Origin of the sequence: Halorientalis pallida (assembly GCF_004118325.1) — an archaeon.
Lineage (GTDB): Archaea > Halobacteriota > Halobacteria > Halobacteriales > Haloarculaceae > Halorientalis > Halorientalis pallida.
Genome location: NZ_RDFA01000002.1, coordinates 406,542 through 421,812 on the forward strand (window position 1 = coordinate 406,542; position 15,271 = coordinate 421,812).

Annotated in this window: 16 protein-coding genes and 2 pseudogenes; 10 read left to right on the forward strand and 8 right to left on the reverse strand. The window is 68.5% G+C overall.

Annotation, left to right across the window (positions count from 1 at the left end; genetic code table 11):
* Positions 1-59: 59 nt before the first annotated feature.
* Complete coding sequence (locus EAF64_RS07240) at positions 60-1,172, reverse strand: NADH:flavin oxidoreductase/NADH oxidase (protein ID WP_129068308.1); 1,113 nt, start codon at positions 1,170-1,172, stop codon at positions 60-62.
* Between the two features lie 144 nt (positions 1,173-1,316).
* Here EAF64_RS07240 and EAF64_RS20860 point away from each other — a divergent pair, with 144 nt between their 5' ends.
* The 4 genes from EAF64_RS20860 to EAF64_RS07260 all read left to right on the forward strand — a co-directional run bounded on the left by EAF64_RS20860 (position 1,317) and on the right by EAF64_RS07260 (position 4,006).
* On the forward strand, positions 1,317-1,886 hold the full coding sequence (locus EAF64_RS20860; protein WP_193767606.1) for a hypothetical protein: 570 nt from the start codon (positions 1,317-1,319) through the stop codon (positions 1,884-1,886).
* Positions 1,877-2,125, forward strand: a complete 249-nt coding sequence (locus EAF64_RS07250; protein WP_129068309.1) for a hypothetical protein — start codon at positions 1,877-1,879, stop codon at positions 2,123-2,125. The genes EAF64_RS20860 and EAF64_RS07250 overlap by 10 nt, the downstream gene beginning before the upstream one ends.
* Positions 2,126-2,164: 39 nt before the next feature.
* Positions 2,165-2,770, forward strand: a complete 606-nt coding sequence (locus tag EAF64_RS07255) for a class I SAM-dependent methyltransferase (protein ID WP_129068310.1) — start codon at positions 2,165-2,167, stop codon at positions 2,768-2,770.
* A 99-nt stretch (positions 2,771-2,869) separates the two neighbouring features.
* A complete protein-coding gene (locus EAF64_RS07260) occupies positions 2,870-4,006 on the forward strand; it encodes an acyl-CoA dehydrogenase family protein (protein ID WP_129068311.1) in 1,137 nt (378 codons plus the stop codon).
* 87 nt (positions 4,007-4,093) lie between these two features.
* Here the strand turns inward: EAF64_RS07260 and EAF64_RS07265 are convergent, their stop codons facing one another.
* Positions 4,094-4,828: an NAD(P)H-binding protein gene (locus EAF64_RS07265; protein ID WP_129068312.1), complete on the reverse strand. Its 735-nt coding sequence runs from the start codon at positions 4,826-4,828 to the stop codon at positions 4,094-4,096.
* Positions 4,829-5,014: 186 nt separating this feature from the next.
* Here EAF64_RS07265 and EAF64_RS07270 point away from each other — a divergent pair, with 186 nt between their 5' ends.
* The 5 genes from EAF64_RS07270 to EAF64_RS07290 all read left to right on the forward strand — a co-directional run bounded on the left by EAF64_RS07270 (position 5,015) and on the right by EAF64_RS07290 (position 9,091).
* A complete protein-coding gene (locus EAF64_RS07270; RefSeq protein WP_129068584.1) occupies positions 5,015-6,214 on the forward strand; it encodes an MFS transporter in 1,200 nt (399 codons plus the stop codon).
* Between the two features lie 31 nt (positions 6,215-6,245).
* Positions 6,246-6,617, forward strand: coding sequence for a DUF7322 domain-containing protein (locus tag EAF64_RS07275; RefSeq protein ID WP_129068313.1), 372 nt, complete (start codon positions 6,246-6,248; stop codon positions 6,615-6,617).
* 67 nt (positions 6,618-6,684) lie between these two features.
* Positions 6,685-7,026 carry a helix-turn-helix domain-containing protein gene (locus EAF64_RS07280; RefSeq protein WP_129068314.1) on the forward strand — a complete coding sequence of 114 codons (342 nt, stop codon included), beginning with the start codon at positions 6,685-6,687 and terminating at the stop codon, positions 7,024-7,026.
* Positions 7,023-7,373, forward strand: coding sequence for a type II toxin-antitoxin system PemK/MazF family toxin (locus tag EAF64_RS07285; RefSeq protein ID WP_129068315.1), 351 nt, complete (start codon positions 7,023-7,025; stop codon positions 7,371-7,373). Before EAF64_RS07280 ends, EAF64_RS07285 begins: the two co-directional genes overlap by 4 nt.
* 110 nt (positions 7,374-7,483) lie before the next feature.
* Positions 7,484-9,091, forward strand: a complete 1,608-nt coding sequence (locus EAF64_RS07290) for a spermidine synthase (protein ID WP_129068316.1) — start codon at positions 7,484-7,486, stop codon at positions 9,089-9,091.
* A gap of 1 nt (position 9,092) precedes the next feature.
* On the opposite strand, the gene EAF64_RS20865 is transcribed toward EAF64_RS07290, so the two are convergent.
* The 6 genes and pseudogenes from EAF64_RS20865 to EAF64_RS07315 form a co-directional block, all read right to left on the reverse strand.
* Positions 9,093-9,287: a hypothetical protein gene (locus EAF64_RS20865; RefSeq protein ID WP_193767607.1), complete on the reverse strand. Its 195-nt coding sequence runs from the start codon at positions 9,285-9,287 to the stop codon at positions 9,093-9,095.
* A 106-nt stretch (positions 9,288-9,393) separates the two neighbouring features.
* A complete protein-coding gene (queC, locus tag EAF64_RS07295) occupies positions 9,394-10,143 on the reverse strand; it encodes a 7-cyano-7-deazaguanine synthase QueC (RefSeq protein ID WP_129068317.1) in 750 nt (249 codons plus the stop codon).
* Positions 10,144-10,169: 26 nt separating this feature from the next.
* A complete protein-coding gene (locus EAF64_RS07300) occupies positions 10,170-10,985 on the reverse strand; it encodes a 7-carboxy-7-deazaguanine synthase QueE (protein ID WP_129068318.1) in 816 nt (271 codons plus the stop codon).
* Positions 10,985-11,446 carry a 6-pyruvoyl trahydropterin synthase family protein gene (locus tag EAF64_RS07305; RefSeq protein WP_129068319.1) on the reverse strand — a complete coding sequence of 154 codons (462 nt, stop codon included), beginning with the start codon at positions 11,444-11,446 and terminating at the stop codon, positions 10,985-10,987. The genes EAF64_RS07300 and EAF64_RS07305 overlap by 1 nt, the downstream gene beginning before the upstream one ends.
* Before the next feature lie 155 nt (positions 11,447-11,601).
* Positions 11,602-11,880: pseudogene (locus tag EAF64_RS07310) on the reverse strand (aldehyde dehydrogenase family protein); the annotation flags it as partial.
* 49 nt (positions 11,881-11,929) lie between these two features.
* A pseudogene (locus EAF64_RS07315) lies at positions 11,930-12,175 on the reverse strand (proline dehydrogenase family protein); the annotation flags it as partial.
* 168 nt (positions 12,176-12,343) lie between these two features.
* Between EAF64_RS07315 and EAF64_RS07320 the strand changes: the two are divergent.
* Entirely contained in the window at positions 12,344-15,271 is a 2,928-nt protein-coding gene (locus tag EAF64_RS07320; RefSeq protein WP_129068320.1) for a PAS domain-containing protein, read from the forward strand.

A 15,271-nucleotide genomic window follows, 5' to 3' on the forward strand; every position in this document is an offset into this window, starting at 1 on the left:
TGTGGCGTATTTTGGACATTTCGGCTCCAGAGCGTTCGATTTCAGTTTTACCATGTCTACTAGTAGATGTTCGCCCGGTAGTACTGCGGGGGCACGTCCACCTCGTCCTCCCGCCCCAGTTTTTGCGCGGCGTGGAGCGTGAAGTAGGGATCACGCAGATGCTCGCGGCCGACGATCGCGAGATCGGCCCGGCTATTTCGCACGAGGGAATCGGCCTGTTCAGGTGTCGTGATGCCGCCGACGGCCCCGATCTGCAGCTCTTCGGGGGCCGCGTCACAGCCCTCCCTGACCCGGCGGCCGTAGCGGATCTGGTAGCCCGGGCCACCCGATGGGACCTGCTGGTCGGGGTGGATGCCCCCACAGGATACGTCGAGCAGGTCGACGCCGGCCTCGCTGACCCGTTCGGCGAAACGGATCGACTGGTCGACGGTCCAGGACTCTCGGTCCGGGAGCCAGTCGGTCGCGGAGATACGGACGAAGAGGGGGTTCTCGGCGGGCCATACCTCGCGGACGGCCTCGACGACTTCGAGGGGGAACCGGATGCGGGACTCGAAATCGCCCCCGTAGTCGTCCTCGCGGGTGTTCGTGACGGGCGAGAGGAACTCGTGGAGGAGATAACCGTGGGCGGCGTGGACCTCGGCGATCTCGAAGCCGGCGTCCAGCGCGCGGCGGGCCGCGTCGGCGAAGGACTCCCGCACGTCGTCGAGGTCGGCCTCGGTCATCGCGCGCGTCGGCGGCGCGTCCTCCTCGTAGGGGTAGGGCTCGTCGGTCGGGGCGACGGTCTCCCAGCCGCCGTCGTCGGGCTGGAGCGGGTCCCCACCCTCCCAGGGGCGGGCCGTCGCGGCCTTCCGCCCGGCGTGGGCCAGCTGGATCGCGGGGACGCTCCCCTGCTCGCGGACGAACTCGGTGCTCCCTTCGAGCGCGTCGGTGTGCTCCTCGCTCCAGATGCCCAGGTCCTCCGGGGAGATCCGGCCACGGGGCTCGACGGCGGTGGCTTCTGTCATCACGACCCCCGCGCCGCCGACGGCGCGGCTGGCCAGGTGCTGAAAGTGCCAGTCCGTCGCGAGGCCGTCGCGGTCGTCACAGGAGTACTGGCACATCGGCGAGACCATCACGCGATTCGGTAGCGTCGTTTCCGACAGCGTCAGCGACGTAAAGAGATCGTCCGTCATCACGGACCGAACACGGTGCCAGCGCAAATCCCCGGTGTTCGCGGCGAGACGGGCCGGTTTCGCGCTGACGATAGGTTGAACGGGTGAACTCTTTTATTGTTTAGTAATCGATGAATGTGAGAAAAACGGCGCTGTCGTTTCGGTATGGAATCGCAACACACGAGACAGGGGCAGGTCGTCTCGCCGCCGGACGGGCCGGTCGGCGGGGTCGAAGTGCAGGTCGTCGACGCGGACCCCGGTACCGACGACTTCCTCGGAGCCGACACGACGAACGGCGACGGCGAGTACGCGGTGACGGTCGACCTCGACGACGCGGGTGGGGCGAGCGAGGACGACCCGGAGATTCACCTCCGCTTTCGCCGCGGCGAGGACACCCGCCACGAGGAGGCGATGACGCTCGCGTCGAGGTCGTCGACCGAGGTCGACTCCGTGACAGTCTCGGTCGGGAGCGGAAGCGGGACGACCTCGATGCGCCACCACGCCACGGTCGAACACCGCGGGATGTCGACCGTCCCGCGGGACCCGGCCCACCCCGGACAGGGGCGGTTCGGGCGGATGTTCCCCCCTCGAAACTGTCCCCGGACCTGCTCGACCTGCCGTTCGTCGCGGAGACCAGACCGCCGTTCGAGCGGTCGCTGGCCTCCCGGAACATCGTCCGGGGGCGACGGCTCGGTCTGCCGTCCGGGCAGTCGGTCGCCAGCGCGATGGACGTGACCGTCCTCGACAACGAGGACATCGGCTTCGACGAGGCGCTGGCCCGCGAGCAGACCGGCGGCACACGGTTCGGCACCGTCGGCAGTCGGATCGTCGCCGAAGTGCTGATCGGCCTGATCACCTCCGACCCCGGCTCGTTCCGCACTGTGCAGCCCGGCTGGGAGCCGGAACTGCCCGCGCACGACGCCGGCGGGAAATTCGGGATGGCCGACCTGGTGGCGTTCGCGCTGGACTACTGATCCCCGGCATTGACCTTCCGGGCGGTCGTGGCTCCGGTCATGCCAAGCTGGGACGAACGGTTCCGCGCGGGCGAGTACCCGCAGGACCCCGAGCCCGATCCGTTGCTCGAACGCGCCGTCGACGCCTTCCCCGAGGGCCGCGCACTGGACGTGGCGACCGGCACCGGCCGCAACGCCGTCTTCCTCGCGGACGAGGGGTACCGCGTCGACGCGCTCGACCAGTCACGGGCGGGTCTGGAGATCACCCGCGAGAACGCCCGCGAGCGGGGCGTCGCCGACCGCCTCGAACTCGTCCAGACGGACGTGGCGAGCCACGCGTTCCCCGAATCGCGGTACGCCGTGGTCACGGTCAGTTTCTACCGGGCGCTCGACCGCCTCGCCGACATCGAGGCCGCGCTGGAACCCGGCGGCTACCTGTTCGTCCAGCACCACCTCCGGACCACGGACGCAGTGGACCGGGGCCCCAGCACGGAGCGGTACCGCTTCGCCGCCAACGAACTCCTGCGGGCCTGCCTGGACCTCACCGTCGTCCACTACGACGAGCGGACCGAACGGCGCGACGGCCGCCGCGGGGCCACGGCTCGGGTACTGGCCCGCAACTCGACCGGCCAGCGTCAGTCCTACCCGGAAATTCCGTCGCCCTGAAGAGGGGTTTGTTTACACACAGGTTGCTTTCCGAGTGAGTGCTTAACACCGTAATCTGTTCCCGGAATATATTTTACAGGACAGCCACTATAGTGGAGTATGTCGTTCCAGCTATCGGACGAACACCGCGCGATCAGAAAGGCCGTTCGGGAGTTCGGCGAGGAGGAGATCAAGCCGGTCGCGAAAGAGCACGACCAGAACAAGGAGTATCCGGAGGAGATCCGGCGGAAGGCCGCCGAGTCCGACTTCGTCGCACCGAACATTCCCATGGAGTACGGCGGTGCCGGGATGGACCTGCTGTCGTCGGTCATCGTCACCGAAGAGCTGTGGCGGGCCGACCCCGGCATCGGGAGTGCCGTCGGGTCCGCCGGCTTCGGGACGGACATGATCATCGAGTACGGCGACGAGTGGATGAAAGAGGAGTACCTGCCGGCCGTTGCGGCCGGTGACATGGCCTCCTGTTCGATGATCTCCGAGCCCGCACACGGCTCGAACGTGGCGGGCATCGAGACTACCGCCGAGAAAGACGGCGACGAGTACGTCATCAACGGCAGCAAGATGTGGATCACCAACGGCACCGTCGCCGACGTCGGTGTCTGCATGACCAAGACCACCCCCGGCGAGGGCCACGGCGGCATCACCGCCTTCCTCGTCCCGATGGACACGGATGGCGTCCAGACCGAGAAGATCGACAACAAGCTCGGGATCCGCGCCTCGGACCTCGCGGAGGTCATGCTGGACGACGTGCGCGTGCCGGAAGCCAACGTCATCGGCGAGGTCGACAAGGGCTTCTACCAGCTCATGGACTTCTTCGCCTCCGGCCGGACCAGCGTCGCCGCCCAGGCCGTCGGGGCCGCGGAGGGAGCCTTGGACGCCGCGATCGACTACGCGAGCGAGCGCGAGCAGTTCGGTCAGAGCATCGACGGGTTCCAGGCCATCCAGCACAAGCTCGCCGAGATGGCGACCAACGTCGAGGCCGCCCGCTCGCTGACCTACCGCGCCGCGAGTACCGTGGAGGCCGGCCGCGACCAGACCGCCGCGAAGTTCGCCAGCATGGCGAAACTCTTCGCCTCCGAACACGCCGTCGACGTGGCCGACGAGGCCATCCAGGTCCACGGCGGTGCCGGCTACGTCACCGACCACCCCGTCGAGCGCTACTACCGTGACGCCCGGATCACCAAGATCTACGAGGGCACCAGCGAGATCCAGAAGAACATCATCGCCGACCGGCTCTAGATCGAACCACGCGTCCGTCCCCTTCTTTCGGAACCGCCGACCGGCCACTCGTCCGTCGGCCGAGAACCGACTGTCCTGCCGACCGTCTCAGTCCTCGGCTACCTCGACGGTGATCTCCTCGGTCGCCACCCGCGGGAGTCGCCAGTCGATAGCCAGCCCTACCTCCCGGTGAGAGGGTGTCGCGACGACCTCGAGCGTCCGGTCGGCGGCCGCCCCGGTGTAGGGAGCCGCGGCCATCAGCCGCGCCACGTCGGCCCGGGAGACGGCACCCCACAGGCCCGTCTCCGCCGGCGCGACGGTCACGTCGTCGGTCCGTCGGCCGTTCGTCAGCACGCCCGGTCGGAGGATCGTGTGGCGCACGTCCGCCTCCCGGATCGCGGCCTCGGCGCGGGCCTTGGCGTCCTGGATCGGGCCGATGGCCGCGTCGAAGACACGCGCCAGTACGCTCCCGCCCTCGCCGCCGACCCCCAGCGCCGACTCCATGACGAACGCCTCGGCCCCCGCGTCGACAGCCGCCTCCAGCAACGCGATAGTGCCCGCCCCGTCGACGAACTCGTCGGCCGTCAGCACGGCACTCGGCGTCGATCCGACCGCCGAGAGCACGACGTCGACGCCCTCGACGGCCGCGTCCAGTCCGGTTCCCGCGAGCAGGTCGCCGACGACCACCTCGTCGGCCCCGAGCGCTCGGAGTCGGTCGGTCTTCGCCTCGTCGCGGGTCAGCGCCCGGATCGTCGGGTCACGGCCGTCCAGCACCCGCAGGATCTCCCGTCCGGTTCCACCGCTCGCTCCGGCCACCAGTACGGTCGCTCGGTTCTCGTCCATACCGACCGTTCGGCCGGGAGAGCAAAGACTCACACGCCGGTGGGACCCGCTCGGGAGCGGGTCCGAACGCAGGTGTGTCACACTGAGTCGTGGCGCTCCGAAGTCGTGTCACCCAAGCACGTCGGGATCGGACGGGGAGGCGTGACGACGCGTGACGAGTCACTCGTGGCGGGCTACGGCGGCCGGATGCTCGGCAGCCTCGCGCTCGCCTGGGCGGTCCTCCAGCTCGGCCGCTTCCTGCTCTCGCCGCTCCTGCCCGCGATCATCGACGACCTGGGCATCACCACCGTCACCGCCGGGATCGTCCTCGGCGGCTTCCAGGCCGTCTACGCGGTCACCCAGTACCCCAGCGGCCGGCTCTCGGACCGGTTCTCGCGGGCGGCGCTGATCGTCCCCGGCCTCGCGGCACTGACCGCCGCCTTCCTGCTGTTCGCGGGTGCCGTCTCGCCCCTGCTGTTCGTCGGCGGCGCGCTCCTGCTCGGGATCGGGAAGGGACTGTACGCGGTTCCCTCGCGAGCCTTGCTGTCGGACCTGTTCGTCGAGCGCCGCGGCCAGGCGCTCGGGCTGTACGCCGCCGGCACCGACGCGGGCGGCGTCCTCGCCTCGGTGGCGGCGCTGATCGTCACCGGGAGCGCGGCCGCCGACCTCGGTCCCGTCGGCGGGTTCGTCCCCACGGTGCCGGGACTCTCGTGGCGCGCGCCCTTCCTCCCGGTGGCCGCCGCGCTGTTCGTCCTCGGGGTCATCTACGTCCGCTGGAACCGCGACCCCTACGATCTCGGGCGGATGGACCTCGGACTCCGGGAGACGATCAGGCGGCTCTCGACGACCACCGCCCAGCGGGAGGCGCTGATCGCCTTCGCCCTGTTTTTCTTCGTGGTCGGCGCGTGGGTCAACTTCCTGCCGACCTACCTCGCCCAGGGCAAGGGGATGAGCGAGTCGCTGGCGGCGGCGCTGTTCGCCGTCGTCTTCCTCGTCGGGGTTTGGGCGAAACCCCTCGCCGGGCTGGTTTCCGACCGGGTGCCACGCCGGGCGGTCGGGGTCACCGGCCTCACACTCGCCGTCGCGGCGCTCGCCGGCGTCGTCGTGGCGTCGCGGCTGTGGGTCGTGATCGGTGCCATCGCGCTGTTCGCGCTGGGCTACAAGGCGCTCTTTCCCGTGGCCGACGCCGTGTTGCTGGACGCCGCGCCCGCCGACAACACCGGCGGCGACCTCGGGGCTGCACGCGCCCTCTTCCTCGGCGTCGGGGCCCTGGGCCCGGTCTACATGGGCTCGGTCGCGGCCGCGGCCGACTACACCGTCGCCTTCGCCGGCCTCGCGGCCTGTCTGCTGGTCAGTGCCGGCCTGCTAGCCCGGGGCCTGTTCCGGACGCCGGCGTCGGCAGGGTGACACCTATACCCACAGAAACGCTACACAGGGTATGTTCGGTGAGACCTGGCCGGACGAACCCGACCCGCCCTTCCCCGAGTACGTCGATCCGTTCCCGGCTTACTCGGAGCCAGTACCCGAAGAGATCGGGCGCAGAGCCCGCCCGGACACTCGTTCGGAGCGGTCCTACAGCCGCGACCGCGAGGTCGTCGCCGCCGTCGAAAGCGGTTATCTCGGGCTGGTGGCGGTGTTCCGGATCGGCCTGTTCGCGCTGGCGCTTGGCGCGTACCTGCTCGCCTTCCGCGGCGGCGGGTACTACGCACAGGTCATCACCGCCACGGGACTCGTGACCTGCGTCTACGGCGTCCACCGCTACCTGGTGTACCGACGGGTGCTAGCGGACCATGGGTCGCCGGGAGAGTGAGCGACCAGAATACATAGCATACAGACGTACATTTATTACTGTAGCCGCATAATTTCCGTCGAGAGCGATGCCGATCAGCATCGACGAGTTCGACGAGTTTGACCCCGAAGATCGGCGTGTGACCAACGCCGAGCGCGTGCTCCGTTTTCTCCTCCAGCACCGTGACCAGGCGTTCAAGGCGGCCGAGATAGCCGGCGAAACCGGTGTCGCCGAGAACTCGATTCACCCGGTATTGAGCCGGCTGGAAGACCGTGGTCTCGTCCAACACAAGGAGCCCTACTGGGCAATCGGTGACCTCGAAGCGGTCCGGAACGCGGCCGTCTTCCAGTCGACGGCGGCGTTTCTCGACGACGAGCTCGGACCAGAGAGTCGCGACGAATGGCTCGACGCCGCCGAGGAAGAGACGTGAGCGAGACACCGGATTTCGACAATTTACGGCGTGGCAACGCGATTCTCGCCCCCGATCCATTCGAGTCCGATGCAGACGCGACGCGCCCTTGGGTCGTCGTCAACAACGAAACCCACCCGTTCGACGGCGAGCAGTACGTCGTGATGGGGTTGACGACGCGGACGTGGTACGACGAACGGATACCATTGGCCGAAGACGACTTCCGGCACCGGCAGGCACCGCGAGACAGCGCGATTGTTCCGCACGCAGTGGTGTCGCTAGCGCCCACACTGGCGACCGACTACGTCTGTCGTGTCCGTGAGAGGCCGCTGGATCGTGCAGTGCAGCGACTGCAGACGTATCTCTGAACGAGCCAGGAGTGCGTCCCACCGGCCCCACTCACTCCACCCGCGGAACTCCCGGCGAACCAGTGGACCCTCCACGCCACTTTAGACGCTGCCGTACATAGCAGTGGAGAATGAGTGCCATCCGGCAGCGGTTCTCGGGCGGTGTGTCTAGTCCGGAACTGGCAGTGTTCGTCTCGGGCGTCGTCAGCATGGGCCTGGAGATCCTGGCGGGCCGGATGGTCGCCCCGCAGTTCGGGAGCAGTATCTACACCTGGGGGTCGATCATCGGCGTGTTCCTGGCGGCGCTGTCCCTGGGCTACTACCAGGGCGGCAAGCGGGCCAGTCGACGCGCGACGGAAGAACGGCTGGTCCGGGTGTTGCTCGCGACGGGCGGGTTCGTCGCCGTCCTCATCCTTGCGGGGGACATGTTGCTGGCCGGGCTCTCGGGGTTCCCGCTGCCGCCGCGCTTTGCCTCCCTGCCCGCGGTCACGATCCTGTTCGGGCCGCCCACCTACCTGCTGGGCTTCATCAGCCCCTACGGGGCGGAACTCTCGAAGAAGGAGAGCACGGGGGCCGCTTCGGGTCACGTCTACGCGGTCGGGACCATCGGGAGCATCGTCGGCGCGTTCGGCGCGACCTTCCTGTTGATCCCCACGCTGTCGGTGTCGCTGATCGGGCTGGTCTTCGGCCTCTTGCTCGTGAGCACGTCGCTGGTGATCCTCGCGCCGACGTTCCCGCGGCGGACCGTGCTGGCGACGCTCGTCGTCGGTGTCCTGCTCGTCGGCGCGGTCGCGGTGCCCTCGGCGGGCTACTCCGTCCGCGGGGAGACGGTCTACCAGACCCAGACGCCCTATCAGGAACTCGTCGTCGCGGACCTCGGGGGAACCCGGACGCTCTATCTGGACGGCCAGCCCCACAGCGCGATGGACCTCGACGACCGGAACCGCCACGTCTTCGAGTACACCCGCTACTTCCACGTCCCCTTCCTGTTGACCGACTGGACCAACGAGAGTACCGAGGCCCCCCACCAGTCGGGCGACATCGACCGGGTCCTCTTCATCGGCGGGGGCGGGTTCACCGGTCCCAAGCGGTTCGTCGACGACTACGACGTCACCGTCGACGTGGTCGAGATCGACCCCGAGGTGATCCGCGTCGCCGAGTCGTACTTCGGCGTCGAGGAGAGGCCGCGGCTGAACATTTACAACGCCGAGGGCCGGGAGTTCCTCCGGACCACCGACCGCACCTACGACCTGATCGTGCTGGACGCGTACAAGAAGGACAAGGTGCCCTTCCAGCTCACCACGCGGGAGTTCATGCAGTTGACCGCGGATCGGCTGGACGAGGACGGCATCCTGCTGGCGAACCTGATCTCCGCGCCGACGGGGCCGGCCTCGCAGTTCTACCGGGCGGAGTACAGGACGATGGACCAGGTGTACCCGCAGGTGTACAGCTTCCCGACGAGTGGCGGCTCGGTGGTCCAGAACATCGAGGTGGTCGCGACCAAGTCCGACGAGCGGGTCAGCCAGGCTCAGCTCGAAGCGCGTGACGAGCGCCGGGACATCGGCATCGGACTCTCGACGGAACTGGCCGACTACCAGGCCGAGGTCGAGACCGGCGACGTGCCCGTCCTGACCGACGACAGAGCGCCGGTTGACGCGCTGCTGGAACCGATGGCCGGGCGGCGATACGTCGTCTCACAGACCGGGCCGGGCGGGAACGTGACGGCCGGCACGGGCTGACTCAGTGCCGGGCAGGGGCGCGCTGGGAAGCCGCTCGGTAGAGTCGGACGAGGACGACGCCGAGGACGAGCACGCCGACGACGCCGAGCAAGACGCCGATCGCGGGGCTGACGAACTCGTAGCAGGCGGCGGCGACGGCGAGATCGACCGCGGACAGCGGGAGGGCACGCAGTGCGGGGCGGGGGGAGGGCGCCATCACCCGAAGTATCGATAGATGTTCTCATAAATCTCCTCAAGTAACAAACGAGCGTTGTAGTTACCGCTCGCTTGCGGGACGACCGCGCGATACTGTCACCGTCCGCTCAGTCGGCGTACTCGGGGCGCTCGGCGTAGTCGACGGGGTCCCGGACGCCGCAGTTCTGGAACGCCTCCAGCCGGAAGGCACAGGCGTCACAGGTGCCACAGGCCGGCGCATCGTCGCGGTAACAGCTCCAGGTCAGGTCGTAGGGGACGCCGAGTTCCAGCCCGCGCTCGGCGATGTCGGTCTTCGACCACTCGACGAACGGCGCGACGAGTTCGATCGCCGTCTCGGGTTTCGTGCCCGCGTCGATCACGGACTGGAACGCGTCGAAGAAGGCGGGCCGGCAGTCGGGGTAGCCCGAGAAGTCCTCGCTGTGGGCGCCGATGAACACGGCCTCGCAGTCGGTGGCTTCGGCGTAGGAGACGGCCATCGACAGCAGGTTCGCGTTCCGGAACGGGACGTAGGAGGTCGGGATCTCGTCGCTGTCGGGTTCGGCGTCGTCGACCTCGATCTCGTCGTCGGTCAGACTGGACGCGCCGATGGCCGCGAGGTGGCCCGTCTCGACGTGGAGGAAGTCCGCGGCCTCTATCTCGGCAGCCAGCGCCTCGGCGCACTCGCGTTCCTTGGCCTCGGTCTCCTGGCCGTAGGAGGTGTGCAAGAGGTAGGGCTCGTAGCCGCGGTCGACGGCCTCGTAGACGGCGGTGGCGCTGTCCATGCCGCCGGAGACGAGGATCACGGCGCGGCTGTCGGCGTCGTCGGCGGTCGATACGTCGGCGGTCGATGCGTCGTCGGCTGGCGTGTCTTCGGTCATGGGTCGGTGTGGAGTTCGGTCGTCGATCAGGTGCCGGGCGCGTCGTTCCAGAGGTCGACGTGGAGCCGGGGGGTGTAGCGGTAGCCCCGATCCAGCGCCAGGTCGGCCACGGTCTCGCGCGTTCCGTCCAGTGTCTTCCGGGTCGTTCCCTCGGGCATCAACAGCACGTCGGTGTCGGCGACGGTGGCGCTCGTGGCGTCGCGGACGCGTTCGACGAGTCGGTCGATCTCGGGCATGTCGTCGGGCCCGGTGACGACGAACTTCAACTGGGTGTCGTAGGTCTCGACGAGGCGGGCCAGCGCGTCCAGATCGAGGCGGTCGCTCTCGTGGCGCTCGGCGGCCGCTGAATCGACCGGTTCGCCGTCCGGGCGCGGTGTCTCACCGTTGCCCCCTACCAGGTCGGCCGATGGGGTACTGCTGGCCAGTTTCGGGCTGACGCTGGCGAGGTCGATGGGGGCGTCGCGGTAGATCGTCCCGTTAGTCTCGACGGTGGTGTGATAGCCCGCCGCGTCGAGCCGGTCGAGCAGGGCCACCGACTCGTCGTGGAGGAGCGGTTCGCCGCCCGTGAGGACGACGTGCTCGGCCGCGAACGCCTCGACTTCCGCCACGATCTCGTCGAGGTCGAGCCAGGCGTGGGACGGCTCCCAGGAGGTGTGATAGGAGTCACAGAACCAGCACCGCAGGTTACAGCCGCTGGTGCGGACGAACACCGAGGGGACACCCGCGAGGCGGCCTTCGCCCTGCAACGAGTGGAACAGTTCGTTGATCGGGAGGGCGTCGTCGGCGGGTGGGTCGGCCTCGTCGTCGCCGGTCAGATCCCCGGGATCGGCGTCGACCGGCATCAGTGACTCGCACAGAGTTCGCCGGTCTCGGCCACCTCGACGGCCACCGCCGACACCGTGTCGGGGAGGCGCGATTCGAGTCGGCGTTCGAGGACCACGCTCATCACCTCGGCCGTCGGCGGGTGCTCCAGGACGACCAGCGCGTCGCCGTCGCCGCTGGTCTCGAAGGCCTCGACCAGCGGATCACCTCGCTCGACGAGGAAGCGATGATCCCACTCGTCGATTATCTCGGTAATATCACCCTTGTCGACGACCCACCCCTCCTCGGTCAACTCGCCGGTGACGGCGACGCTGATCTCGTAGTTGTGGCCGTGTGGCCGCGAACACTTCCCGTCGTGGTGCAGGATTCGATGGCCCGTACTGATGCGGATCGGCCGATCCCGACCGACGTGAAGCGTCCGCTCGCCCGCGTCTGCGAGGGGGTCGGCGTCGCGTCGCTCCCTGGCGGCGCTGTCAGTCATACCCAGAGATTATCTGGAGAATACAAAAAGCTATCTGCCGCGGTCAGTCCGCGCCCTGCGGCGGCGTCCAGCCACACTACCGGCAGGTTTCGATCCCGTTGCGGCGCTCGACGGTGGTCCGGCACGTCGGGCAGACGTGCGCGGGGTCGGTGACCTCAGGCATCGTCCCCGGTGGTGATGGCCGCGGAGAGGCCCTGTGCCATCTGGATGTCTTTCGAGTTGTTCAGCGTCCACGCGGTACGGTCGGTGACGGCCTCGATGATCTCCCGTGCCGAGGGGTAGCCGTTGCCGGACTTCTTGACGCCGCCGAAGGGCAGCTGCACCTCCGCGCCGATACAGGGGAGGTTGCCGTAGGACAGGCCGAGTTCTGCGTGGTCGCGGTAGTAGTTGATCTGACGGTAGTCCTCCGAGACGATGGCTCCTGCCAGCCCGTAGGCGGACACCTCCGGAAGGCCGAAGCCAAGCTCCTCGATCCCTGACGGGTCACCGGCCGACGATCGCCCGCAGTGCGAACAGGGCGTTCTCCTTCCGTTCGCGGATGCGCCGGTAGAAATAGGAGAACCACTTGCTCCCGTAGGGGATGTACTGGTAGACCTCACACTCCTCGGCGAGGTCGAACTGTGCGCGCTCGCGGACGCCCGTCAGCATCTTGATCTCGAACGGCGTCCCGTGTTCGGCGTGGCGGTCCCGGGCCAGCTCGATCATCGCCGGGTCGTGGCTCACGGTCGCCGGCGGGACCGTGGTTCTGGGCGGCATCGCACTCACCGCGGCGGACCGCTGACACCCCACGCTCGTGCCGCCTGCCCCGGCGACCGCGGCACCGACGCCACCCGAATTTGGTATCAATTGTGGTAACGGCGGCGAACGCTGATGTATCTCGGGCCCTAGTATCCGATAATGACGGTGCCGGAGTCAGCATCACGTGAAATACTTCCGGAGGCGGTCGTCTACTACGACGATCGGTATCCGGTGGCGGCCGATGAGTTGCGGCGCGGGCTCCGGTCGTTGTCGTCGCTGTCGGTCGAGCAGTTCGGCTCGCTCGAGGAGCAGGCCCCCGAGCCGGTGGACGGGCGGTTGACCCTGGTGTTCACCGATACGGTGCCGGATCGCGGTGGGCTGTCCGAGGAACCCGCCATCTGGGTTACGACGACGGCGGACGTGGTGACGGCGGGGATCGAACGCGGCTCCACGGCCGTGTTCAACTGGGAACCAGCGGACGGCTGGGAGATGCTGGAGGCGAAACTCAACCACCGACTCGACGAGCCCCCGCGGTCGGTCGACGACGAGCAGGCGGTGCCGGAACAGGCGCTCCAGCGGATCAGCGACGGTGTGCTGGCGCTGGACGACGAGTTCCGGATCACCTACCTGAACAACGCCATGGCGACGGTCCTGCAGGACGTGGACGGGGACGTTCGCGGGAATCTCGTCTGGGACCACCTCTCGCCGGACGTGGCCGCGGAGTTACGGCCGCCACTCGAACGGGCGATGGACGAGGGCGTGACCGTCACGACGGAGTTCCAGACCGCCGAGACGGACCAGTGGTTCGAGACGACGGCCTACCCCTCGGCGGAGGGCCTGTCGCTGTACGGCCGGGAGATCACCGAGCGCAAACAGCGCGAGACCGAGCAGGCCCGCTACGAACACCTCGTGAAGACCGTCGGTGACGCCGTCTACATCCTCGATCCGGCGGGCCACTTCACCTTCGTCAACGACGCCCTCTGTGAGATGACGGGCTACGACCGCGAGGACCTGATCGGGTCGTCGGTCCACATCATCAAGGACGACGAGACCGTCACGGAGGCCGAAGACGCCCTCCGGGACCTGCTCCGGAAACAGGGCGACGACGAGGAGATGCCCATCGCCAAACTCGACGTGGAGCTGGTCACGAGGGACGACGAGCGCATCCCGGCGACCGACCGGATGACCCTGCGCCCCCTGTCGGAGGACGGCGAGTTCACCGGCACCGTCGGCACTCTGCGGGACATCAGCCGCCAGCGCCGCCGCCAGGACATCCTCAGCGGCATCCTCGCGAGCACGCAGGACATGATGGCCGCGACCACGACCGACGAGGTGGCCCAACTCGTCGTCGACACCATCCGCGATGTCTTCGACTTCGATCTCGCCGCGGTCCGGGAACACGACACCGAGACCGACGAGTTGGTCCCCGTGGCCACCTCCGACGGACTGGCCGGCGTGATGGGCGAGCGACCCGTCTACGACCCCGACGAGAGACCGGTGGGGACCGCCTACACCGAGCAGCGGCTGGTCGTCCGGGAGGATCTGCGTGAGTTCGACGACCGGGACCGCGGTGGCATCGAGGTTGGGGGCTACTGTCCGCTGGGCGACCGACGCACGCTCAGCTTCGGCTCCCGCGACGACGAGGTGTTCACCGACGACGAACTCCGGCTGGTGGAACTGCTCGCCGAGACCGCCGCCGCGGCCTTCGAGATGGTCACCCGCGAGGAGGAGCTCAGACGGTACGAGGCCGTCGTCGAGGCCGCCGAGGACAAGCTGTTCACGCTCGATGGGGACGGGACGATCACGCTCGCCACCGACCAGTTCGCCGCCGCGGTCGGCTACGACCGCGAGACGGTGGCCGGGCACGACATCGGGGAGTTCGTCCCCGAGGAGATCGCCGCCGAGATCGCCGACCTGGACCGGCCGACCGACGTGGAGACCGATCTCCGGAGCCGGGACGGCGAGCGCCTCCCCAGCCGGATCCGGACGGCCTGTTTCTCCAGCCCCTACGGGGACGGCGTCGTCGGCACGGTCAGGGACCTCTCGGCGTTGCGTTCGGCCCAGCAGGCCGCCTCGCGTAACCGCCAGCGGTTCACCGAACTGTTCGAGACGCTGTCGGACCCGGTCGCCGACGTGGAGTTCGGCGAGGACGGCGCGGTCGTCAGCCGGGCCAACGCCGCCTTCGCCGCGCTCTGTGACGAGACCGAACGCTACCTCACCGACCGCCCGCTCGCGGACGTGCGAGCGGCCCTGCCCGACGGGATCGCCGAGGCCATGGCCCCCGTCGCGACACCGGGCGCGAGCGTCGAGACCGAGGTGACCACCCAGACGGGCACCGAGCGCAAGCAGTACATCCTGAAGACGGTGCCGTACGAGAGTTCCGACGGCAGACGGGCCTTCGTCCTCCTGACCGACGTGACCGACCTGGCCCAGCGCGAGACCCACCTCCAGGTCCTCCACCGCCTGCTCCGGCACAACCTCCGCAACGAGACCACCGTCATCCAGGGGTACGCCGAAACCATGCTGCAGACCGACACCACCGGCCGGATCGACGAGTTCGCCCAGCGGATCTTCGAGGCGAGTTCGTCGCTGGTCGACGCCTCCGACACCGCCCGGACGATCCAGCGCGTCCTCCGGATGGACGGCGACGAAGTGGCGACGATCCCCGTCGCGGAAGCCGGTGACCGGATCCGCGAGGACGTCCTCGGCGGCTACCCCGAGACCGACGTGTCGCTCACGACTGCGACCGACGGCACCGTGACGTTCAGCCACCACCTGCTGGTCGGCGTCGAGGAACTCGTGGACAACGCTATCGAGCACGGAACCGGCGGCGACACCAGCGTCGGCATCGAACTCGCGGACGGCCCGGAGCCCGACACCGTCACGATCCGGGTCAGCGACGACGGCCCCGGCCTCCCCGAATCCGAGTGGGACGTGGTCGCCGGCGAGCAGGAGATCACCCAGCTCCAGCACACCCAGGGGCTCGGCCTCTGGCTCGTGCGCTGGGTCGTCGACAAACACAGCGGTGATCTGACGCTCGAAGAGAACGAGGACGGGACGACCGTCGCGATCACGCTCCCGCGGTGA